The organism is Streptomyces sp. Ru62, assembly GCF_002920615.1.
Classification (GTDB): domain Bacteria; phylum Actinomycetota; class Actinomycetes; order Streptomycetales; family Streptomycetaceae; genus Streptomyces.
The window spans coordinates 82,005-103,424 of the sequence record NZ_PQSU01000018.1; the positions used below are offsets into that span (position 1 = coordinate 82,005).

Annotated in this window: 19 protein-coding genes, 1 tRNA gene and 4 pseudogenes; 14 read left to right on the forward strand and 10 right to left on the reverse strand. The window is 71.2% G+C overall.

Features of this window, described 5'->3' with window-relative positions; all coding sequences use genetic code 11:
• Nucleotides 1-40 precede the first annotated feature (40 nt).
• The 3 genes from C3492_RS24595 to C3492_RS24605 all read left to right on the forward strand — a co-directional run bounded on the left by C3492_RS24595 (nucleotide 41) and on the right by C3492_RS24605 (nucleotide 3,673).
• Nucleotides 41-1,228, forward strand: coding sequence for a thiolase family protein (locus C3492_RS24595; protein WP_103814075.1), 1,188 nt, complete (start codon nucleotides 41-43; stop codon nucleotides 1,226-1,228).
• A gap of 74 nt (nucleotides 1,229-1,302) precedes the next feature.
• Entirely contained in the window at nucleotides 1,303-2,814 is a 1,512-nt protein-coding gene (locus C3492_RS24600; protein WP_103814077.1) for a long-chain fatty acid--CoA ligase, read from the forward strand.
• An 85-nt stretch (nucleotides 2,815-2,899) separates the two neighbouring features.
• Nucleotides 2,900-3,673 (forward strand): sulfite exporter TauE/SafE family protein, encoded by a 774-nt coding sequence (locus C3492_RS24605; RefSeq protein ID WP_103814079.1) that lies wholly within the window; start codon nucleotides 2,900-2,902, stop codon nucleotides 3,671-3,673.
• Between the two features lie 51 nt (nucleotides 3,674-3,724).
• On the opposite strand, the gene C3492_RS24610 is transcribed toward C3492_RS24605, so the two are convergent.
• Nucleotides 3,725-4,513 carry an HAD-IIA family hydrolase gene (locus tag C3492_RS24610; RefSeq protein ID WP_374938368.1) on the reverse strand — a complete coding sequence of 263 codons (789 nt, stop codon included), beginning with the start codon at nucleotides 4,511-4,513 and terminating at the stop codon, nucleotides 3,725-3,727.
• A 60-nt stretch (nucleotides 4,514-4,573) separates the two neighbouring features.
• On the opposite strand from C3492_RS24610, the gene C3492_RS24615 reads away from it, so the two are divergent.
• Nucleotides 4,574-5,320 carry a cobalt-precorrin-6A reductase gene (locus tag C3492_RS24615; RefSeq protein WP_103814081.1) on the forward strand — a complete coding sequence of 249 codons (747 nt, stop codon included), beginning with the start codon at nucleotides 4,574-4,576 and terminating at the stop codon, nucleotides 5,318-5,320.
• On the opposite strand, the gene C3492_RS24620 is transcribed toward C3492_RS24615, so the two are convergent.
• From C3492_RS24620 to C3492_RS24630, 3 genes are all read right to left on the reverse strand, one after another.
• Nucleotides 5,307-5,801 carry a hypothetical protein gene (locus tag C3492_RS24620; protein WP_103814083.1) on the reverse strand — a complete coding sequence of 165 codons (495 nt, stop codon included), beginning with the start codon at nucleotides 5,799-5,801 and terminating at the stop codon, nucleotides 5,307-5,309. The two genes, C3492_RS24615 and C3492_RS24620, sit on opposite strands and share 14 nt — an antisense overlap.
• Before the next feature lie 130 nt (nucleotides 5,802-5,931).
• Entirely contained in the window at nucleotides 5,932-6,714 is a 783-nt protein-coding gene (gene cobF, locus C3492_RS24625; RefSeq protein ID WP_181140531.1) for a precorrin-6A synthase (deacetylating), read from the reverse strand.
• A 133-nt stretch (nucleotides 6,715-6,847) separates the two neighbouring features.
• Nucleotides 6,848-7,354, reverse strand: coding sequence for a DUF309 domain-containing protein (locus tag C3492_RS24630; RefSeq protein WP_103814087.1), 507 nt, complete (start codon nucleotides 7,352-7,354; stop codon nucleotides 6,848-6,850).
• A gap of 104 nt (nucleotides 7,355-7,458) precedes the next feature.
• Between C3492_RS24630 and C3492_RS24635 the strand changes: the two genes are divergently transcribed.
• Nucleotides 7,459-7,532: transfer RNA gene (locus C3492_RS24635), tRNA-Pro, on the forward strand.
• 10 nt (nucleotides 7,533-7,542) lie between these two features.
• On the opposite strand, the pseudogene C3492_RS24640 reads toward C3492_RS24635, so the two are convergent.
• Nucleotides 7,543-8,458 (reverse strand): annotated as a pseudogene (locus C3492_RS24640) (helix-turn-helix transcriptional regulator).
• Nucleotides 8,459-8,642: 184 nt separating this feature from the next.
• Between C3492_RS24640 and C3492_RS24645 the strand changes: the two are divergent.
• The 3 genes and pseudogenes from C3492_RS24645 to C3492_RS46010 all read left to right on the forward strand — a co-directional run.
• Nucleotides 8,643-9,659 (forward strand): zinc-dependent alcohol dehydrogenase family protein, encoded by a 1,017-nt coding sequence (locus C3492_RS24645; protein WP_103814089.1) that lies wholly within the window; start codon nucleotides 8,643-8,645, stop codon nucleotides 9,657-9,659.
• 763 nt (nucleotides 9,660-10,422) lie between these two features.
• Nucleotides 10,423-10,593 (forward strand): hypothetical protein, encoded by a 171-nt coding sequence (locus C3492_RS46005; protein WP_258055865.1) that lies wholly within the window; start codon nucleotides 10,423-10,425, stop codon nucleotides 10,591-10,593.
• Between the two features lie 54 nt (nucleotides 10,594-10,647).
• A pseudogene (locus C3492_RS46010) lies at nucleotides 10,648-10,845 on the forward strand (aldo/keto reductase); the annotation flags it as partial.
• Nucleotides 10,846-11,019: 174 nt separating this feature from the next.
• Here the strand turns inward: C3492_RS46010 and C3492_RS44735 are convergent.
• From C3492_RS44735 to C3492_RS24665, 3 genes and pseudogenes are all read right to left on the reverse strand, one after another.
• A complete protein-coding gene (locus C3492_RS44735) occupies nucleotides 11,020-11,184 on the reverse strand; it encodes a hypothetical protein (protein ID WP_181140532.1) in 165 nt (54 codons plus the stop codon).
• 215 nt (nucleotides 11,185-11,399) lie between these two features.
• Nucleotides 11,400-12,080: pseudogene (locus C3492_RS24660) on the reverse strand (polysaccharide deacetylase family protein); the annotation flags it as partial.
• 67 nt (nucleotides 12,081-12,147) lie between these two features.
• Nucleotides 12,148-12,843 carry a glycoside hydrolase family 11 protein gene (locus C3492_RS24665; protein WP_103814093.1) on the reverse strand — a complete coding sequence of 232 codons (696 nt, stop codon included), beginning with the start codon at nucleotides 12,841-12,843 and terminating at the stop codon, nucleotides 12,148-12,150.
• Nucleotides 12,844-13,154: 311 nt separating this feature from the next.
• Between C3492_RS24665 and C3492_RS24670 the strand changes: the two genes are divergently transcribed.
• Nucleotides 13,155-14,240, forward strand: coding sequence for an endo-1,4-beta-xylanase (locus C3492_RS24670; RefSeq protein ID WP_103814095.1), 1,086 nt, complete (start codon nucleotides 13,155-13,157; stop codon nucleotides 14,238-14,240).
• A 455-nt stretch (nucleotides 14,241-14,695) separates the two neighbouring features.
• Here C3492_RS24670 and C3492_RS24675 read toward each other — a convergent pair whose 3' ends face one another.
• Nucleotides 14,696-15,250: a hypothetical protein gene (locus C3492_RS24675; RefSeq protein ID WP_103814290.1), complete on the reverse strand. Its 555-nt coding sequence runs from the start codon at nucleotides 15,248-15,250 to the stop codon at nucleotides 14,696-14,698.
• 159 nt (nucleotides 15,251-15,409) lie between these two features.
• Between C3492_RS24675 and C3492_RS24680 the strand changes: the two genes are divergently transcribed.
• The 4 genes and pseudogenes from C3492_RS24680 (at nucleotide 15,410) to C3492_RS24695 (ending at nucleotide 18,478) form a co-directional block, all read left to right on the forward strand.
• Entirely contained in the window at nucleotides 15,410-16,483 is a 1,074-nt protein-coding gene (locus C3492_RS24680; RefSeq protein ID WP_103814097.1) for a MerR family transcriptional regulator, read from the forward strand.
• Nucleotides 16,484-16,503: 20 nt separating this feature from the next.
• Nucleotides 16,504-17,013 carry a hypothetical protein gene (locus C3492_RS24685; protein ID WP_103814099.1) on the forward strand — a complete coding sequence of 170 codons (510 nt, stop codon included), beginning with the start codon at nucleotides 16,504-16,506 and terminating at the stop codon, nucleotides 17,011-17,013.
• Nucleotides 17,010-18,004 (forward strand): annotated as a pseudogene (locus C3492_RS24690) (IS481 family transposase). Before C3492_RS24685 ends, C3492_RS24690 begins: the two are co-directional and overlap by 4 nt.
• A 90-nt stretch (nucleotides 18,005-18,094) precedes the next feature.
• Complete coding sequence (locus tag C3492_RS24695; protein WP_103814101.1) at nucleotides 18,095-18,478, forward strand: hypothetical protein; 384 nt, start codon at nucleotides 18,095-18,097, stop codon at nucleotides 18,476-18,478.
• A 477-nt stretch (nucleotides 18,479-18,955) separates the two neighbouring features.
• Here C3492_RS24695 and C3492_RS24700 read toward each other — a convergent pair whose 3' ends face one another.
• A complete protein-coding gene (locus C3492_RS24700; protein WP_103814102.1) occupies nucleotides 18,956-19,978 on the reverse strand; it encodes a LacI family DNA-binding transcriptional regulator in 1,023 nt (340 codons plus the stop codon).
• Nucleotides 19,979-20,111: 133 nt separating this feature from the next.
• Between C3492_RS24700 and C3492_RS24705 the strand changes: the two genes are divergently transcribed.
• Nucleotides 20,112-21,416, forward strand: coding sequence for an ABC transporter substrate-binding protein (locus tag C3492_RS24705; protein WP_103814104.1), 1,305 nt, complete (start codon nucleotides 20,112-20,114; stop codon nucleotides 21,414-21,416).
• The last annotated feature ends 4 nt before the right edge of the window (nucleotides 21,417-21,420 follow it).

The window sequence follows — 21,420 nt, forward strand, 5'->3', positions numbered from 1 at the left end:
CCGTGCTGATCCACAGCGTCGTAGGTCAGGAGTCCCAGCCGTGCGTCCCGTCCACTTCGCGGCCGCCCGCCGCACCCCCATCGGCAAGCTGCGCGGAGCCCTCTCCCCGGTCCGCCCCGACGATCTGGCCGCGACCGTCATCCGCCATCTGGTGGCCGACGTGCCCGCGCTCGACCCCGCCCGCATCGACGACGTCTACTGGGGCGCCGCCAACCAGGCCGGCGAGGACAACCGCAACGTCGCGCGCATGGCCGCCCTGCTCGCCGGACTGCCCGACTCCGTGCCCGGCGCCACCGTCAACCGGCTGTGCGCCTCCGGACTCGAAGCGGTCACCACGGCCGCCCGGACCATCGCCGCAGGCGAGGCCGACATCGTGATCGCCGGTGGCTCCGAGTCCATGAGCCGCGCCCCCTTCGTCCTGCCCCGCCCCGACGAGGCCCTGCCGCAGCGCATCGAGACCTACGACACCCGGCTCGGCTGGCGGCTGGTCAACCCCGCCATGAAGGAGCTGCACGGCCTGCTCTCCATGGGCGAGACCGCCGAGGAGGTCGCCGAGCGGTACGGCATCCCGCGCGAGCGCCAGGACGAGTTCGCCCTGCGCAGCCACCGCCTCGCCGCCACCGCGCGCAAGAACGGCCACTTCGACGACGAACTCCTGCCCGTCGAGCGCCCCGACGGCATCGTGGTCGAGCAGGACGAGTGCGTCCGCGAGGACACCTCGCTGGAGAAGCTCTCCCGGCTGAAGCCGGTCTTCCGCGCGGACGGCACCGTCACCGCCGGCAACGCCTCCCCGATGAACGACGGCGCGGCCGGCCTGCTGCTGGTCAGCGAGGAGGCCCTGAACGAGCTGGGCCTGGAGTCCCTGGGACGCTACATCGCGGGCGCCTCCGCCGGCGTCCACCCGGACGTGATGGGCCTCGGCCCGGTCCCCGCCACCCGCAAGGCGCTGGCCCGGGCCGGCTGGGAGACCGGCGACGTCCAGGAGGCCGAGTTCAACGAGGCGTTCGCCGCGCAGGCACTCGCGTGCGTCGACCAGCTCGGCATCGACCCCGACCTGGTCAACCCCTCCGGCGGCGCCATCGCCCTCGGCCACCCCCTCGGCTGCTCCGGCGCCCGCATCCTGACCACCCTGCTGCACCGGATGCGCCGCACGGGCGCGCGGCGGGGGCTCGCGACGATGTGCGTGGGGGTGGGGCAGGGGAGCGCGGTGCTGGTCGAGAGGCACTAGAGCTTCCCCGACGGGAGCTCCCCGCACAGGGGATCCGGAACACGAGCCGCAGCAAGGAAACGGAGCAGCACTCCATGGCCACCCTGTCCGTCGCCGCCATCCTCGCCGAGAACGCCCGGCGCCGCCCCGGCAAGACCGCCCTGGTCGAAGGCGACCTGCGGCTCACCTTCGCCGACGCGTGGCAGCGCGCGCTGGCCCAGGCGGGCGCGCTCACCGCTCTCGGCGTACGGCCCGGCGACCGGGTCGCCCTCATGGCCCCCAACACCGCGGAGTTCCCGGTGGCGTACTACGCGATCGCCGCGGCGGGCGGGGTCGTCGTCCCCGTGCACCTGCTGCTCTCCGCCGGGGAGGTCGAGCACGTGCTGCGCGACAGCGGGGCCACCCTGCTGCTGGTCCACCCGGCCCAGGCGGAGACCGGGACGGCCGCCGCACGCGCCACGGGCGTCCGGGCGGTCACCCTCGGCACGGAGTTCGAGAAGCTCGCGGCCGACGCCGAGCCCCTCGCGTCGTACGTCACCCGGGCCGCCGACGACCCGGCGGTGATCTTCTACACCAGTGGCACGACCGGTGTCCCCAAGGGCGCCGTCCTCAGCCACTTCAACCTGGTGATGAACGCGACCGTCAACGCCTTCGACGCCAACGACATCCGCGCCGACGACATCGCCCTCGGCGCGCTGCCGCTGTTCCACGCCTTCGGCCAGACCGTCTCGCTCAACTCCACCTGGCGGGCCGGCGCCACGCTCGTGCTCCTGCCCCGCTTCGACGCGGCCCGCGCCATCGACCTGATGGTGCGCGAGGGCGTGAACACCTTCCACGGCGTGCCCACCATGTTCATCGCCCTCGCGGCGGCCGCCGCGGACGCGGAGCGGCTCCCGGTGCTGCGCGTGTGCGTCTCCGGCGGGGCCTCGCTCCCGGTGGCCGTGCTGGAGCGGTTCGAGGCCGCGTTCGGCGCGAAGATCTACGAGGGGTACGGGCTGTCGGAGACCTCGCCGACCGCCACCGTCAACCAGCCGGTGTTCGGCACGAAGGCCGGCACCATCGGCCACCCGCTGTGGGGCATCGACGTGGAGATCGCCCGCGCCGAGGTGGAGGGCCGGATCGAGCTGCTGCCGCCCGGTGAGGTGGGTGAGGTCGTCATCCGCGGCCACAACGTCTTCTCCGGCTACCTCGGCCGCCCCGAGGCCACCGCCGAGGCCCTGGTGGACGGCTGGTTCCGCACCGGCGACCTCGGCACCAAGGACGACGAGGGCTTCCTGCGGATCGTCGACCGGAAGAAGGACGTCATCATCCGCGGCGGCTACAACGTCTACCCGCGGGAGGTCGAGGAGGTCCTGATGCGCCACCCCGAGATCGCCCAGGTCGCCGTCATCGGCCTGCCCGACGACCTGCACGGCGAGGAGGTGTGCGCCGTCGTCGTCCCCGCGCCGGGCGCCACGCCGGACGCCGCCGCGCTCACCGAGTGGTCCAAGGAGCACCTGGGCAGGCACAAGTACCCGCGGCGGGTGGAGCTCGCGGACGCGCTGCCGCTCGGGCCGAGCATGAAGGTGCTCAAGCGGGAGCTGCGGGCGCGGTACACGGGCCGTTAGGCGCCGCGCCGGCCCTCGCACCGGGACCGACCGGCGAGACGCTGCTTACGCCGGACCCATGCGTGTGCATAGCATCGGTTCCTCCATGAACACGATGACGCTCTGGCACATATCCGGCTGGGGGTTCGCGGCGCTCGCCTTCGCGGCCCTGCTGGTCGGCTTCTCCAAGACGGCCGTCAGCGGGGCCAACACGGTCAGTCTCGCCGTCTTCGCGGCGGTCCTGCCCGCCCGCGCCTCCACCGGCGTACTGCTGCCCGTCCTGATCGCCGGTGACGTGCTCGCCGTCCTCACCTACCGGCGGCACGCGCACTGGCCCACCCTGTGGCGGCTGTTCCCGGCCGTGGCGGCGGGAGTGGTGGCCGGCACGCTCTTCCTGGTGTGGGCCGACGACGGGATCGTACGGACGTCGATCGGCGCGATCCTGCTGCTGATGGCCGGGGTGACGCTGTGGCGGCGGCGGACGGCCGGCACCCCGGAGGACCCGGACGAGGTCGGCACCCGGGCGGGCCGCGTCAAGGCCCGCTCGTACGGTGTGCTCGGCGGGTTCACGACGATGGTCGCCAACGCCGGCGGGCCCGTGATGTCGATGTACCTGCTGTCCGCGGGCTTCCGCAAGCTCGGCTTCCTGGGCACGTCCGCGTTCTTCTTCCTCATCGTGAACGTCTCGAAGGTGCCGTTCAGCGCGGGTCTGGGCCTGATCGACGGGCACTCGCTGCTCCTCGACGCCGCGCTGGTGGTCTTCGTGGTGCCCGGCGCGCTGTTCGGCAAGTGGGCTGTGAACCGGATCAACCAGCGGCTCTTCGAACAACTCGTCATCGCGGCGACGATCCTGGGCGGCCTGCAACTGCTGCTCCGCTGACCCCGGCGGCCGACCGCCACGCCGCCCGGCCGTTGCTCCGTCGGCCGACGGCTACTCCGCCCGCCCCAGCAGCGCCGGGACGTCCGCGAAGGAGTCCAGGACATGGTCCGGGGTGCCGCTGGCGTTCTCGTGCGTCTCCGGCTGGTACTTGCCCGTCTTCACCAGCACCCCGGTCAGCCCGGCCCGCTGCGCCGCGAGCACGTCCGACTCGATGTCGTCGCCGACCATCAGCGCCCGCTCCGCGTCCACTCCCAGCCGGGCGAGCGCCGCCTCGAAGAACGCCGGGGACGGCTTGCCCGTGACCTCGGCCGCCACGCGTGCCGCCCGCTCCAGCCCCAGCAGGAACGCGCCCGAGTCCAGTTGCAGCCCGGCGTCGGTGCGCCAGTACAGGTTGCGGTGCATGGCGACCAGCCGCGCGCCCCGCTGCAACTCGCCGAACGCCCGGTTGAGCGCCGCGTAGTCGAACCCCGGCCCGGCGCCGCCGACCACGACCACGTCGGCACCCTCCTCGACCAGCGTGACGTCGCCCAGGTCCGCGGCGATGTCCCCGCTGTTGAGCAGCAGGCACCGGGCGCCCGGATGGTGCTCGGCGAGATGGGCCGCGGTGACGGCGGGCGCGGTCAGCACGTCGTCCGCGTCCACCTCGAAACCGGCCTCCGACAGCGTGCCGGCGATCGACGCCCGGGTCCGGGAGGTCGTGTTCGTCACCAGGGCCACGCCGAACCCGGCCGCACGGATGCCGCGCAGCGCCTCCACCGCACCGGGCAGCGGCTTCCAGGACACGGTGAGGACCCCGTCGATGTCGATCAGGACGGCATGCACGGACGCCAGGGACTCCATGGCCCGACGGTAGCGACCCGGGCGGCGGACCGGCCCGTACGACCTCGTACGCTCACCCCTATGCCCGCGCACGTCCTGATCCTCGGCGGCACCACCGAGGCCCGTCGCCTCGCCGCCGACCTCGCCGCCCGGCCCGGGGTACGCGTCACCACCTCGCTCGCCGGCCGGGTCGCCCGGCCCGGGGCGCTGCCCGGCGAGGTGCGGACCGGTGGCTTCGGCGGTCCCGAGGGCCTCGCCGACTGGCTGCGCGCGCACGGGGTGGACGCCCTGGTGGACGCCACCCACCCCTTCGCCGAGTCGATCACGGACCACGCGGTCCGTGCGGCGCTGGCCACGGGCGTCCCCGCCGTCGTCCTGCGCCGCCCCGGCTGGCGGCCGGGCCCCGGCGACCGCTGGTACGACGTCCCGTCCCTGGCCGCGGCCGCGGAGGCCCTGCCCGGCCTCGGCCGCCGGGTGTTCCTCACCACCGGCCGCCTCGGCCTCGCGGCCTTCGCCCATCTGACGGACCTGCGCTTCCTCGTCCGCTCCGTCGACCCGCCCGAGCCCCCGCTGCCCCCGGACAGCAGCATCGTCCTGGCCCGGGGCCCGTTCACGGTCACCGCAGAGACCGAGCTCCTGCGCGCCCACCGGATCGACGTCCTGGTCACCAAGGACAGCGGCGGTGAGGCGACGGCCGCGAAGCTCACGGCGGCACGCGAGCTGGGCCTGCCCGTGGTCGTCGTACGCCGCCCCGCCCTGCCGGCCGGCGTGACCGCCGTACCCGGCGTGCCGGACGCCCTGGCACGGCTGGGCTTCAGTCCGGCCTGACGGCGGCGGCCCTCAGCCCATCGATCGCGCGCAGCACCTCGTCCCGGTTCTTGGCGCTCTTCATCCAGGAGGGGAGACGGGCGACCAGGGTCATCTTCCGGCCGGTGTCGTGCCACGGGGCGCGTTCCCGCGGACCGGCCGCGACATAGCGCCGGATGAGGTCCAGATGGCGCAGGTCGTACGCCCACACCCGGCCGTGCCGGGTCTCGCGCCGCAGCCACAGCCGGGCACGGAAGTACGGGTCCCGCGCGGGCCCCGCCGAGCCCGAGTCGAGGACCGCGGACCGGCCGGCCCAGGTGCGGGACAGACCACAGGAACGGCAGACCAGGCACCGGGGTGCGAAGATCCACCGCTCCTCGGCCTCCGGCCGCCGCCGCACATGGGCCACCCGGTCGCAGCGGGGGCAGTGCACCAGCACCGAGTCGAGGAAGTCGTACCTGGTGCTGCGCGGATCGCGGAAGCGGAGGGGCGTTGCCGACATGCCCCGACTATCTCGACACCCGCCCCGGCCCGCACCTGATTTCGGCCCGCTGCCCCGCTCCGTCGTGCGGCCGAGGGGCCGGATCCGTCGTCCGGCCGAGGTGCCGGCCCCGCCCCCTGAGCCCGGTACGTCAGTGCTGCTCGTCCCGCGACGGATGCCGGCGCAGCAGGTACGTGTCCATGATCCAGCCCTTGCGCTCCCGTGCCTCGGCCCGCAGCCGCTCGATGCGCGGAGCGGCCTCGGCGATCGGTCCGGAGACGAGGATCTCGTCCGGCGTGCCTATGTAGGCACCCCAGAAGATGTCCATGTCCTCCTCGGTGTACCGCCGGAAGGCCTGGTGCGCGTCGAGCATCACCACCACGTCGTCGACCCCCTCCGGGAAGCCCTCGGACAGCCGCCGCCCGGTGGTGATCTGCACCGGCCGGGCGACCCGGTTCAGCCCCGTGCGATGCCGGGCGACCAGCGCGGAGACACTGCTGATGCCGGGCACCACGTCGTACGCGAACTCCACCGCGCCCCGCTCCAGCACCTCCTCCAGGATGCCCAGCGTGCTGTCGTACAACGCCGGGTCCCCCCAGACCAGGAAGGCGCCCGTGCCCTCCTCGTCCAGTTCCTCGGCGATCAGCCGCTCGTAGATCCCGGCGCGGGCGCTGCGCCAGTCCCCGACGGCCGGGGAGTAGGCCGACCCACCCGCCGTGCGGTCCCGCTCCGGATCCCGGGCCTCCACCACCCGGTACGACCTCCCGGGCAGATGCGCGTCCAGCATGTCCCGGCGGAGCCGGGTGAGATCGCTCTTCACCTCACCCTTGTCGAGCAGGAAGAACACGTCCGTGCTCCGCAGCGCCTTGACCGCCTGGAGGGTCAGCTGGTCCGGGTCGCCCGCGCCGATACCGATGACATGAATCTTTCGCACGCCCCGAGTCTGCCGCATCCCACTGACCGTCCGTCCACCGCCTCCGCACAGCCTGCGACGACGGTCAGGGCAGGGCGCACAGGGTGCGTCGGGCGGCTGCGGGACCCCGCGCGGGCGGCCGGGGGCGCGGCCGTCACGGCCCCAGACGCGGTGCCTCGGTCTCCGCGTCGATCGGTGCCGAGCCGTCCTCGACCCGTCCCGCCAGCTCACGGGCCCAGCGGGTGAGGCCGGGGAGGTCCAGTCCGTACGGGCGGTCCTCGCCCCGTTCGGCCGCCCACTGCTCGACCGCGCCGGCGCCCCGCCGCAGCAGCCGCGCCCCGCCGACGGCGTTCCCGCGGGCCGCGTGGGTGAGGCCCACCGCCAGCTGGGCCAGCCCCCGCCACAGCGCACGCTCCTCCTGCGGGCCCGACTTCCAGGCGTCCTCGAACACCTCGTGCGCGTGGAACGGCCGCCCCGAGGCCAGCAGCGCCCGTGCCTCGGCGACCGTGTCCTCAGGCGTCCGCAGGACGCCCTCCGGCTGCCGCGGGACGCCCTCGGCGCCGTACGGGAGCGGGCGTCCCAGCCCGTCCCGGGGCCGCGCGTTCCGCGCCCGCCCGGCCACGTCCCGGTCCCTGGCATCCGATGCGCCCGCGTTCGTCATACCGCCGATTGTCCCTCGCACCGCCGGGCCTTCTTCGGCGCACCCGCGGGCGTGGGGTAAAGTGCTGTCCGCACGATCACGCGGGGCACCGCGCGTGAGTGCGACGGGACGTGGCGCAGCTTGGTAGCGCACTTGACTGGGGGTCAAGGGGTCGCAGGTTCAAATCCTGTCGTCCCGACTTGTGGGAGTCACAGGTCAGGGCCGGTTTCGGAGGCATCCGCAACCGGCCCTGACCTGTGTGTGGGGACCAGCCGGGGAGCCTGGCCGGCGCTTTCGGTGGCCGCCAGGGAGGCGAGCAGGCGCAGCCCCTCCTCCGAGGGGGAGCCGGGCTCGGCCGTGTAGATGGTCATGCTGAGTCCGGGCTCGGCGGCGAGGTCCAGGGACTCGTAGGCGAGGGTGAGGTCGCCGACGGCCGGGTGACGGAACCGCTTGGTGCCGGTGCCGTGGCGGCGGACGTCGTGGGCGCCCCAGCGGGTGCGGAACTCCTTGCTGCGGGTGGACAGCTCCCCGACGAGGTCGTGCAGGTCCTTGTCGTGGGGGTCGCGGCCGGCCTCGCGGCGCAGGATGGCCACGGCCATGTCCGCGAACCGGTCCCAGTCGGGGTAGAACCGGCGGGAGGCCGGGTCGAGGAAGTTGAAACGGGCCAGGTTCGCCTGGTTGTCGGGGTTGGCGAACAGGTCGGTGTAGAAGGCACGGGCCAGCGGGTTGGCGCCCAGGATGTCCATCCGGCCGTTGCCGACGATCGCGGGCCCCGCCGTGATCGCGTCGAGGGTCCACCGCAGGCTGCGGTGCGGGGTCCACTGCCGGGAGGTGGTGCGGCGCCGGGGGCGGGTGAGGGCGTCGGAGCCGTCGGCGGCCTCGGCCAGGTGCAGCAGGTGGGCGCGTTCGGCGTCGTCCAGCCGCAGGGCGCGGGACGGCCTTTAGGACGGGCGGGGAGGCGCCGGCCAGTTTGCCCCGTTCGAGTTTCGCGTAGTACTCCACGCTCATGTCGGCCAGCGCGGCGACCTCGCTCCTGCGCAGTCCGGGCACGCGCCGCCGGGAACCGGCAGGCAGACCGGCCTGTTCCGGTGTGATCTTCGCTGGTGACTCGCTGGCCGCCGCGATAAGCGGTTACCTGGAGCAGAGGCACTCCCCGGGCGGCGCCGCCGCCCCGAGGGACATCCGGCCGGGCGGCGCGCCGGAGGACGACGACGCCTGTACCCGTCCCCGGTTCGTGCCCGTACACGGTTACGGCGGCCCGCGGGCCGCCCCAGGCCCCGCCCCTCCAACGAACGTAAGGACTTCCCCCATGCGCGGAGCAGTGATCCACGCCCCTGGCGACGTGCGCTTCGAAACCCTGGACGACCCGAAGATCGTCGAGCCGACGGATGCCGTCATCCGTACGGCCGCAACCTGTGTGTGCGGCACCGATCTGTGGCCCTGGCGCGGCCTGGACGAGACCGGCGAGGCACACCCCATGGGGCACGAGTACGTCGGCTTCGTCGAGGCGGTCGGCAGCGAGGTCACCGCGGTCAGGCCCGGCCAGTTCGTCGTCGGCTCGTTCGCGACCTCGGACAACACCTGCGCGAACTGCCGCAACGGATGGCAGTCCAACTGCCTGAACCGCGAGTTCATGAGCACCTGCCAGGCCGATTACGTGCGCATCCCCAACGCCCAGGGCACCCTGGTCGCCACCGACGGGGTGCCGGGCGAGGAGTTCTGGCCCGGCCTGCTGGCCGTGTCCGACGTGATGGGCACCGGCTGGTACGCCGCGGAGGCCGCCGAGGTCAGGCCCGGCTCCACCGCCGTGGTCGTCGGTGACGGCGCGGTCGGGCTGTGCGCGGTGATCGCGGCGAAGGAGATGAGCGCCGAGCGGATCATCGCCATGAGCCGCCACGAGTCCCGTCAGAAGCTGGCCCGGGAGTTCGGCGCCACCGACATCGTCACCGAGCGCGGCGAGGACGGCGTCGCCCGGATCAAGGAGATGACCGACGGCATCGGCGCGGACTCGGTCCTGGAGTGCGTCGGCACCGCCGAGGCCATGCGGCAGGCCCTGCACTCGGCCCGGCCCGGCGGCAACGTCGGCTTCGTCGGCCTTCCCCACGAGGTGGCGGTCGACGGCGAGGAGCTGTTCTTCTCCCACGTCGGCCTGCGCGGCGGCCCCGCGCCCGTACGCCGCTACCTGCCCGACCTGATCGACCGCGTCCTGTCGGGCCGGATCGACCCGGGCAAGGTCTTCGACCTCACCCTGCCCCTGGAGCAGGTCGCCGAGGGCTACCGGGCCATGGACGAGCGCCGCGCCATCAAGGCACTCCTCAAGCCCTGATCCCACACCACGGCCCGTCCGGGACACGCCGTCGCCCCCGCGCTCCCGGGAGCGCGGGGCCCGGCCGTGCCGCACGGCCCACGACGCGGACCTGAAGATCACCAGAAGCAGCATCGGTACCGTCATGGGACCCGCCGACGAGGAGCACTGACACGGCGCCGTGCCGAACCGGCTGATGGCCCACCTCGCCATCACGCGAGCGACGCCGACCATGACGTCGTGCACCGGCTGACTGCCGTCACCGACGAGGCGTACGCTGCCGCCCCGGCCACCGACTGACACCCGACCCGAGCCGGCCGACCCGAGTCGGCCACCCCTGGACGAGTGCGCCCGGCGACCGCCTGTCGTCCGCCCGCAGCGAGGCTTCCTGGCCGACCCCGGCGCTCCCCGAAGGCACGGGTTCCCGGAAGACACAGGCAGGCGCGGGTCCCCGGCCGTCGCCGCAGACCGCGCCCGGTGGACCAGCGGCCGTGACGGGGGAGTGGTGGATTACGTCCGGGGACGGCCCCGGCACGGTACGGGCCGCGTGGCGGGGTCCAGCCCGGACGGGCCCCCGCACCCTGCGGGCCATGCGGTGCCCGCGCCCGCGGACCGCGGACCGGCGCCCCGGTGTCGGCGTCAGGGATGCACTGCCGGTACACCCCTCCACAGGAACTCCCTGCCTGTCGCGGAAGCCGGTTGTGTGGGAAGCGGGCACGTTCCCGCGATGCCGAGAGGCCGTCGGCGAACCCCCCTCCCCCCACCCCTGTTCGATTGGAGTCGTGTGAGCACCCCCGTGATCCCGAGCGTGCCGCGCGAGCGGACGGCCGGCCGGGCCCTGGCCGTCGTCCTCGCGCTGCTGATCGAACTCGAAGTGAGTCCGGCCCTGCGCCACTACGGCATCGGCCCCATCCCGTGGAGCCCCCTGGGCGGGGCCTGCTCGGCGGCGTGCTGAAGAAGATCGAAGGCGGCCGCCGCATGGCGCCCGCGGACGCGGGCGGCCGTCGAGCGTCACCGGCCCCGGCTGGAGGCGTACGAGGCGCTGTGCGACCAGATCGGCGAACAGCCCGCCGACGTGGCCCTGGCCTGGCTCCTGCACAACCCCGTCCTCACCACCACGATCGTCGGCCCCCGCACCGCGCGGCAGCTCGCCTCCAGCCGACGCGCCCTGGACGTCACCCTGTCCGAGGACACGCTCCGCAGGCTGGACGACATCTGGTCCGGTCCCGGGTGTAGGTGTGGGCGGGGGTGCGGCGAGAGCGCCGTCAACGGCGGTGCGACGGTCACGGAGGCCGTCGCCGGCACCATGGACCGGATCACCTCCGAGTGCGCTGAGGCGCACCCGGAGCAGTCCCGCCCAGGGGGCCGGCAGACCTGTTCGCTACTTTCCCTCGTGCCTCGGGTGGACGAGTTGGTGTGCGAGGTGACTCGGGGGCCCGGCGATGTCGTCGGTGTCGGGAAGCGGGAAGAGGAGCTCTTCGAGTGCCGGTGTGATGAAGAGGAACGCGATCATCAGGACGGGCACGAGCAGGGCAATCAGGATCACAGCACCTCCCGCAGGTCGGTCTGTGGCACCTGGTTGGGCCGCTCTCAGGATGCGCCCGAACGGCGTAACGCGCATGTCGTCCCGCCGTGGGGCTACGACGTGCGGTTTTTCGCCGGCGCGGGCTCGCGGACGTGGGCGTCCTTGCGCGAGCACATGGGGCGGGGCGGCTCCGCCGGTGTCCGGAGCCGCCCCTCACCCGTTCCTGCCCGAGGTCAGGGGGCCACGGCGCGGCCGGTCTGCGGGGAGATGCGGCCGGCGCACAGGCCCTTGCTCGCCAGCGTCTGGGCGATGCGCGGGATGGCCGCCAGGGTGTTGGCCGGCCACTCGTGCATGAGGATGATCTGGCCGTTGGCCAGCCGGGACACCGCCTGCACGATCGCGTCGGTGCTCGCGCCGTTCCAGTCCTGTGAGTCGACGTCCCAGATGATCTGCCGCAGTCCGTACTTGGCCTCCACCGCCTGGACGGTGGCGTTGGTCTCGCCGTAGGGCGGGCGGAACAGTTGCGGCGTCCCGCCGCCGGCCGCGGCGATGGCCTGCTGGGTGCGGGAGATCTCGGAGTCGATCTGCGCCTGGCTCTGCTGGGTGAGATGGGGGTGGGTGTAGCTGTGGTTGCCGATCCACATCCCGGCGTTGGCCTCGGCCCGGACCTGGGCCGGGTAGGCGGCCGCGAACTGGCCCTCGTTGAACATCGTGGCCCGCAGGCCGTTCTGCCTGAGGGCGTTGAGCAGGGCGGGGGTGTGGTCGTTGGACGGGCCGTCGTCGAAGGTGAGCCCGACGTACCCGGAACAGGTGGCGGCGTGCGCCGGGGCGGCGTCGGTGACGGCGGTGACCGTGCCGGCCGCGGCGGTCGCCGCGAGGGCCAGTCCGGTCAGCAGGGAGCGGGGTGCGGCACGCATGCGGGTGCGTCCTCCTCGGATGGGCGGCGTGACCGCCGTGGGGGGTCGATGGGACGGAGGGGAAGGGTCAGCCGCTCACCGTGAGGTTGGAGGAGCCGCTGCTCTGGTAGCCCTCGGTGGCGAGGATCATGTAGTAGCTGAAGCTGCCCAGCCGCATGCCGTAGCGGGCCCAGGCGTCGAAGTGGTTGCCGGTGGTGATGGTGCCGCCGGTCCTCTTGGACTGCCGGACGCTCCAGTACTGGTTGAAGGTCTTGGTGCCTTCCACGGAGGGGGCGTTGTACCGCGTCGTCTGGTAGACGTCGTACGTGCCGCCGTCGCTGGTGACCGTGCCCTTGTACGTTCCGGTGGGACGGTAGGTGCCCCAGTTGTCGACGATGTAGTACTCGACGAGCGGGTTCGAGGTCCATCCGTACAGCGCCAGGTAGCCGTTGCCGGAGGGGTTGAAGCTGCCCGAGTACTGCACGTTCCTGCGCCCGCCGTTGCTCCAGCCCTTGCCGGCGACGAAGTTCCCGCAATTCGTCCACGAGGTGCTGTAGTTGCCGCCGGAGTTCAGGGTCATCGAGACCGAACCGCCGCCGTCGGTCCAGAACGAGTAGTAGAACCCGTTGTTGGTGCCGGTCTGGTTGGTGGTGATGACCGTGGCGGCGTGGGCGGTCTCGGGCAGCAGCAGCCCGGACGCGGACGTGGCCAGCGCGAGCGCGCCGACACGGTTGATGAAGCCCCTGCGGCTCATCGGGCGGGTGAGGGCGTGTTCCATGTCCATGGTTCCTCCTGGATGAGGCGGGTTGTCATGTTCGCGCCATACGCCATGGCCGGGCCGTCCCTGCGGGAGGGAGGGCTCGATTGCTGGAGAGTATGGGGCGGGTTCGAAAGGGCGGTCAATGCGTCTGTTTCCGAAACATCATCGAAACTTGAAGGGCCACTAGGCGGCGTACAGCCGAAAGTTTCGAACTCGCTCGGAGTAGTGGCCGAAATGGCTGTCGACACGGTGGTTGACGCGGAATTGGCGTCTGTTTAGCGTGACGCAACGCTCGTCAGGTTATTCGAAACTTTCGATTCCTCACTGGAGTGCCCGTGAACCTGCCCCGCTCCCTCGCGGCCGCCGCCTCGGCCTGCTGCCTGACCCTGCTCCCCCTCGCCGCGGCGAGCCCCGCAAGCGCCTCCGGCCGCAGCGCCGTACCGGACCGTCCGCTGCGGCAGCTCGCCGCCGACGACCACCTGCGGATCGGCACCGCCGTCGACACGTCCGCGCTCACCGACGACCCCGCCTACCGCCGGCTCGCGGGCTCCGAGTTCTCCACCCTCACCCCGGAGAACGTGATGAAGTGGGAGGCGATCGAGCCCCGCCAGGGGGAGTACGACTACGCGGCCGCCGACCGCCTGGTCGACTTCGCCCGCAAGCACGGACAGAAGGTGCGCGGCCATGTCCTGGTCTGGCACAACCAGTTGCCGTCCTGGCTCACCTCCGGCGACTTCAGCGCCGACCAGCTGCGCGAGATCCTGCACCGTCACATCACCGACACCGTCCGGCACTTCAAGGGCAGGGTCTGGCAGTGGGACGTGGTGAACGAGGCGTTCAACGAGGACGGCACCCTGCGCGACAGCATCTGGCTGCGCGAGCTCGGTCCCGGCTACATCGCCGACGCCTTCCGCTGGGCCCACGAGGCCGACCCGCACGCCCTGCTGTTCTACAACGACTACAACACCGAGTGGACGGGCCCGAAGAGCGACGCCGTCTACGATCTGGTCAGCCGCCTGCGCGCGGAGGGCGTTCCCGTCGACGGGGTCGGCTTCCAGGGACACCTCGGCATCCAGTACGGCCTGCCCACCGGCATGGCGGCCAACTTCGCCCGCTTCGACAGGCTCGGACTGGCCACCGCCGTGACGGAGGCGGACGTGCGCATGCCGCTGCCGGCGGACGCGGACAAGCTCGCCACGCAGGCCGAGGGCTACCGCCTCCTGCTCGACGCCTGCCTGCGCACGCGCCACTGCATCTCGTTCACCGTCTGGGGCTTCACCGACAAGTACTCCTGGGTCCCCGGCACGTTCCCCGGCGAGGGCGCCGCGAACCTGTACGACGAGGACTACCGCCCGAAGCCGGCGTACCGCACGCTCCAGTCCGAACTGGCGGGCCGGGCGCGGACCGGGGGTGCCGAATAGCACGCGCCCTTCTGCCGTACGGCTTCGGCCCGATACGCGGACGACGTGCTGCCGGTCGTGTCCGGCGCCCGGTGCCCGGCACCGTGTGCCGGGCTGTCCGGGTCCCGGCACCAGGAGCCCTCCGCGATCATGTGCGGAGCCAGATGGTGTGGGCTGCGGCGGTTGCGATGCCGAGGTGGAGGTAGCCGCGCCTGCCGTAGCGGGTGGCCACGGCCCGGGACTGTGTGGCGGCGGGTCGGGCCTCGGATTCACGGAAGGCCCCTGGCTCCCGGGTACAAGAGCTACCGCAGGTGGAGCGGCGCCATGCCGGTACGGGGATCAGCCGTCGCGTGGACGATGACCTCGTAGGCGCGCATGTAGCCGGTGTACCCGTGGTGCACAACAGCGTGCCCTTGCCGGACTGGCTGATGATCACCGGTGGCCGTGCCGGTTCCTGGGCCGGCCCACCAGCGCAATCACGGTCTGCGGGCACAGTGGGGCCCGGCCCAGCCGGTGGCGGCCACCACCTCCCGCGCGATGTCCACGACGAGCCGTCCGTCCGTCGCCACTCGCACGGTCTCCGCGGGGGCCAACTGGTCCAGGAGCCGCGCCTTGCGGAAGCTTCCTTCCAGCTCCTGCTCCAGCTCTGAGCCGAGTTCTCGTCCCACCAGTCGCTCGCGGGCGGTGGCGTCCGAGGCGGTGAGCAGGACTCGTACGATCCCCACTCCATCCCCCATGGCACGCTCGAACATGCCCGTCGCCTCCGGGAGCACACTCATGGTGTTCGTATAGATCAGGCGTCGGTAGCCGAGCTGGGCGAAGTTCGTCCACACCGCAGTCAGATTCCTCTCGGTGATCTCCGCGCGGTGAGGGTCTCCCTCTGGTGCCGGATGCACCTGCCCCATGAAGTCACCATCGATGATCGCGTGAGCGACCGCCTCGGAGCGCAGCAGCGCCGAAACCTCCCACCCCACCGTCGTCTTGCCGACACCGGCCCGTCCTCCGATGAGCAGTACTTCTGAGTGATCCATGGGGGCAGCGTGCCAGCGGGCGACCACCTCACGCGATCCGGTGTTGCCGCCTGAAGTTCACGATCTACGGCTGGAGTACCAGATGTTGCTGGCCATGACGTTGTGGACGCCCCACGTGGATGTTGACCTTCGAGTTGGTTGAAGCTCAATGATGGCGAGGTGCCAAATTCCGAGCTGATGCCGATCGGGGTCTTTGCCCAACGCAGTGGCCTGACCTCCAGCGCGTTGCGGTTCTACGCCGACTCCGGGCTACTGCCCCCTGCCGAAGTAGACCCGGTCACGGGCTACCGCTACTACGCCGCCGACCAGCTGGCGCGGGCAACCACACTGCGTCAGCTCCGCGAGATCGCCATGCCTCTCGCTGCGGTCGAGGCGGTCCTCGACACCGAGGCTGAGGAGGCGGCACGGCTGCTCGACGAGCATGTCGCCAAGATCGTGGGGGATGCGGCTGCGGCACTGCAGAAGGCTGGTGTCATCAAGTCCGCGCTCGGTGCCAACGTGCCCAGCCTGCTGATCGCCACGCTGAAGGGCCCCGTCCTGGCGGATGCGGTCGAGCAGGTCCTGACCGCGACCGCGCACGAGCCGGGGGTGGCGGTGCTCGCCGGCCTGCACATCGAGGCGAGTCATGAGGCGATCACCCTTACGGCGACCGACCGATACCGGCTCTCCACCCGGACCCTGGTGCCGCCAGAGCCACCCGCCCAGACGTGGGCCGGCACGGTAAACGGCGACGATCTGCGGGCCGCGGTCGCCGAGGTCCGGCGCAGTGCGCGGGTTCGCATTGAAGCGGTGCCACACGGGGTCTGGCTGCGCATGCCCGAGCGGGAGGACCGGCACTGCCGGTTGCTGTCCGAGGGTTTCCCCGACCATCGGCTGATGCTCGCGTCACTTGGCGAGGCCACTACCCGCGCGACGGTCTCGAAGGATCCGCTGCTGCGCGCCCTGGAAGAACACCCCGGCGAACGCATCGCAGTGCATGTAGGCGATCACGGAGTGAATGTCCGGTCAGGAGACGACGCGCACCCCGGCATCCCACTCCCCGCCACTGTGACGGGCGAAGACCTCCAGATCCGGTTCGAGATGACCACGCTTTATCCCGCCGTGAGCACGGCGATCGGCCCCGACGTGATGCTCGACCTGAGGGGATACGACCGGCCCGTCACAATCCGCTCCGCCGACCGCGGCGATCTCACCACCCTGGCCATGCCCATCAAGTTCGACCACTCAGCCTGAGAACGACAAAGAGGAACCTCATGACCACCACACCTGCCAGCCCCGACCCGACCATGGAAGCCATCGGCCAAGCCGTCGTCGAAGGCCGGACGGGCGACATCGTTTCCGCCCGCCACAAGCTCCTGAACCTGTGGTCGGCGATCGGCGTCGTCGGCGACCCACTGCACCGTTGCTCACTCGCCCACTACCTGGCGGACCTCTACGAAGATCCCGCCCAGGCCCTCGCCTGGGATGTCCGTGCCCTGGACGCTGCCGACGCCGCGACCGACCAGCGCATCCAGGAGCACCACGCCAGCCTCCACATCGCCGGGTTCTACCCTTCCCTCCACCTCAACCTGGCCGACAACTACCGCCGACTCGGTTCCTTCGATGCGGCCGCCCAGCACATCAAAGCGGCCAAAGAGCACGCCCTCAACCTCCCCCAGGACGCATACGGTGCCCTCCTGCGCACGGCCCTCGACGAGGTGGCAGGGGCCATTTCCCAGCGAGACACCGCCAAGCGGCCCTCCGCGCCCGGTCCCACTGCGTGACGCACCGGAACGCGCCCCTCACCGTTGAGGGACGCCGTCGACTGGTCGAGCGTTGCCGGGACAAGGCCGATTGCCCACGTCGCAGCCGAGATGGGGGTGTCCCGGGCGTGCGCATCGAAGTGGGTCAATCGATATCGGAGCCACGGCGAACTCGGGCTGGAGGACCGCTCTTCTGCGCACCACCAGCCGACCGCGACACGGTCCGAGGTCCTCATACTCATCGAACAACTGCGCCGGACCCACAAGTGGTCCGCGTCCCGGATCGCCTTCGAGCTGGCCCAGGACGGAACGCCAATCAGCCGACGGACCGTCAGCAGGCACTTGGCTGAGCTCGGCATCAACCGACGTCGATTCATCGACCCGAACGGTGAGGTCAACCGACAACCGCGGAAAATCCAGGCCCGACGGCCAGGCCACAAGGTCCACGTGGATGTGAAAGGTAGGCCGCATCCCTGACTGCGGAGGCTGGCGCGCACACGGACGCGGCAGCGACCAAGCCGAAGCCGCCAACCGGAGAAAGAAGACCGAGCGCGGCGGCTACATCTATCTGCACTCAGCCATAGACGGGTAGAGCCGACTCGCCTATACCGAAGCACTGCCTGACGAGAAGGCCACCACCGCGGTCGCCTTTCTCCACCGTGCACGCACCTGGCTGGCCGCACACGGGATCACACGCATCGAACGGATCGTGACAGACAACGGCGCCTGCTACCGCGCCGAGAGCTTCACCCGAGCCATGCTCGGTGCCAGACACCAGCGCATCGCGCCCTACACCCCACGCCACAACGGCAAAGTCGAGCGATACAACCGCATCCTGGCCGAAGAGTTCCTCTACGCCCGGACGTGGACGTCGGAAGCCCAACGCGCCCACCTTCTAGGCCGCTGGATCGTCCACTACAACTACCACCGACCGCACACCGCGCTCGGGAACCAACCACCGGCAGCACGACTAGCGGGCGGCGTCACCAACGTCATGGCCTCCTACAACTAGATGATCTATTCCAAGGCTCGAAGAGTTCGGAACCACCGCCGAAGTAGTTCTCCGCAGACACTCCTTGGACCGGACCACCAGGAGGAACCAGTGTCGTACCCGCTCAGCCCCGAGGAGAGGCTCGCCGACGCGAAGAAGCTGTTGAGCCTCCCGCGCATCGTCGTGATCTGCGGCTCCACCCGCTTCATGACCGAGATGAACGAGGCCGATCTGCGGGAGACCGCAGCCGGAAAGATTGTCGTCAAACCGGGCTGCGACATGAAGTCGCCGCACGGACTCTGGTCCGATCCTGTCCAGGCCGAGGCGCTGAAGGTTCGACTCGACGATCTGCACCGGGCGAAGATCCGGCTCGCTGATGAGGTGCTCGTAGTCGGCGACTACATCGGAGACAGCACCCGAGCCGAGATCGCCTACGCCCGGTCGCTGGGCAAGCCTGTGCGGTTCGCCCACCCCGAAGTCGACCCTGACGCCTGACCGCCCGCTGCCACCTCGACGACCAGGGCCGGCAGCCCGCCGCCTGACCGTCTCGCCGTGGGTTCGGCCGCCGCCCACCCCACTCCCTCCGCGAGTGTCCTGGCCTACCGCGCGGAACCGGGCACGGGCGTCGATCCGTCCGGGACCCGGGACCCGGGCGTGGGCGCCGGCCGCCCGGCACGGTGCGGGACGCGGCGCAAGTCCCGTAGCGTCCGGCGGTGTTCGCGCGCCTTCCGCATCGCGCGGGCGAGCACGGGGGCAACTGGCCGGCACCGAGCCGCCGAGGTGAGCGTGCAGGGGCCGAAGGACACGGCGATGAGGCCACGGGGCTGTCCGGGGCTCCACCCGCACCCGGGCCGAGTCGGCCATCGCTCCCCGGAGCGGCGCGGCAGGCTTCCCCCCGGGGTTCCCCCGGGATCTGCCATTCGCCTCCGGTCATGGTGCCCGGAACCGGCGCCCCGCCGTACCCGGCCCCCCTCAGCCACCCCCGGGCGGTGCCGTGCTCTGGCGGATCACCAGGTGTGTGGCCAGTTCGATGCGCAGGGCCGCCTTCTTGGTGTGCTTCGGCCGCAGCAGCATCCGCGCCGCCTCCTCGGCCATGCGCTGGAGGGGCTGTTGCACGGTGGTCAGCGGGGGGCTCGACCAGCGGGCCGGTGGTACGTCGTCGTAGCCGACCACTGACAGGTCCCCGGGGACGCTCAGGCCGAGGACCCGGGCCGCCTCCAGGACGCCCAGCGCCTGGAGGTCGCTCCCGGCGAAGATCGCCGTAGGGCGGTCGGGGCGCCGCAGCAGGTCCATGGCGTGTTCGAAGCCGCCCTGGACGTGGAAGTCGCCGAACCGGATCAGCCCGGGGTCCGCTTCGTGACCGGCCATCGCCATCGCGGAGCGGTATCCGTCGAGCCGGGCGAGTGAGCACATCAGGTCCTCGGGGCCGGTGATGATGGCGACGCGTTCGTGCCCCTGGTCGGTGAGATGACGGGTGGCGGCGACTCCACCGGCCCAGTTGGCCGAGCCCACGGACGGGACGTCGGGGTCGGGGTCGCCCGCCGGGTCCACGATGACGAACGGAATGGCCCGGGACCGCAGTTGCCGCTTCACGTCCTCCGGCACGGTGGAGAAGACCAGCAGCACGCCGAGGGGCCGACGCCGCAGCACGCCCCCGATCCACTCGGGGCCGGGAGCCTGCCGGGTGCCGCTCTCGGTGAGCGCGACGGTCGCGTCGTTCTGCTTGGCGACGTTCTCCACCCCGCGGATGAGTTCCATCGCCCAGACGCTCTCCAGCTCGTGGAAGACGATCTCGATGAGCGGGGCCTGTGGCTGTCCGGGGGTCCGCCGGCGGTAGCCGTGGGCCTCCAGCAGCCGTTCGACCTTGGCGCGGGTCGCGGGGGACACATCCGAACGACCGTTGAGGACCTTCGAAACTGTCGGCAGCGAGACGCCGGCCTCTCGCGCCACGGCTGCCAAGGTGACTCTCCGACCGACCTGGGCTTCTTCGGGCATGGCGGCAGCATAGGCCACTCGGCCGGATAACGGTTTGGCCGCGTAGGTGCACGACCGTTGACCATTTCTTCCCTCCGCTCCTACTGTCCAGCGCATGACTTTCGGGTCTAGAGCCGAAACTTTCGGAAGGCGGATGATCATGCGTACACGGATGCCCCGGGTGCTCGCCTGCGGTGCGACGCTCGCGCTGGCGGCGAGTCTCGCCGCTTGCGGGAACGGCAGCGGCGGGGGTTCCTCGAACGACGGCAAGATCCATGTGCTGGTGTACGGGGACGCCAGCAACAAGGTCGAGAAGCAGATCGTCGAGACCTTCAACAAGACGTCGAAGGTCAAGGCCGTCCTCGACACCATCCCCGGCGCCGACTACCAGCAGAAGCTGCAGACGATCATCAACACGCCCCAGGCGCCGGACATCTTCTTCAACTGGGGCGGCGGCAGCATCCAGCCGTTCGTCAAGGCCGGGCTGCTGATGCCGCTGGACGACTTCGTCAAGAAGGACCCGAACCTCGACGACAAGTTCCTGCCCAGCGTCTACAACAGTGCGGTCGTCGACGGAAAGCCGTACGGCATCCCCATGCGCGGCACGCAGCCGGTGCTGCTGTTCAGCAACAAGAACGTCCTCGACAAGGCGGGCGTGAAGCAGCCCCAGACCTGGGACCAGCTGCTCGACGCCGTCAAGAAGCTCAAGTCCGCGGGAGTCACCCCCATCGCCCTCGGCGGCGGCGACCAGTGGCCGACGCTGATGTGGTTCGAGTACGTCTACGACCGCGTGGCCGGCCCGGAGCTGTTCCAGAAGGCCCTGAGCGGCGACAAGGACGCCTGGGCCAGCGCGGACAGCAAGAAGGCGCTCGGCATGCTCAAGGAGCTGGTCGACACCGGCGCCTTCGGCAAGAACTACGACTCGGTGAAGTACACCAACGGCGCCTCGCCCGCACTGGTGGCCCAGGGCAAGGCCGGCTTCGAGCTCATGGGGTCCTGGTACTACGCGCAGCAGCAGCAGGACGCGAAGGACTTCGCCGTCAAGGGGCTCGGCTACAGCACGTTCCCGACGATCCCCGGCGGCAAGGGCGACCCGACCGACGTCGTCGGCAACACCAACAACTTCTACTCGGTGCTGAAGAAGACCAAGCACCCCGAGGCCGTCGCCGAGTTCCTGAAGCTCATGTACTCCGACGAGTTCGTCAAGGCCCAGATGGCCATCGGCAACCTGCCCACCACCACCAACACCCAGAAGTTCCTGGACACCTCCGCCAGCCCCGAGTACTCCCGCTTCCAGTACGACCTCGTCGCCAAGGCCAAGTCCTTCCAGCTCTCCTGGGACCAGGCCTTCCCGCCCGCGGCCATGACGCCGATCCACCAGGCCGTCCAGCAGTTCTTCAACGGACAGCTCGACGCGGACGGCTTCATCAAGGCCATGCAGGCCCTCCCGACCGAATGAACCG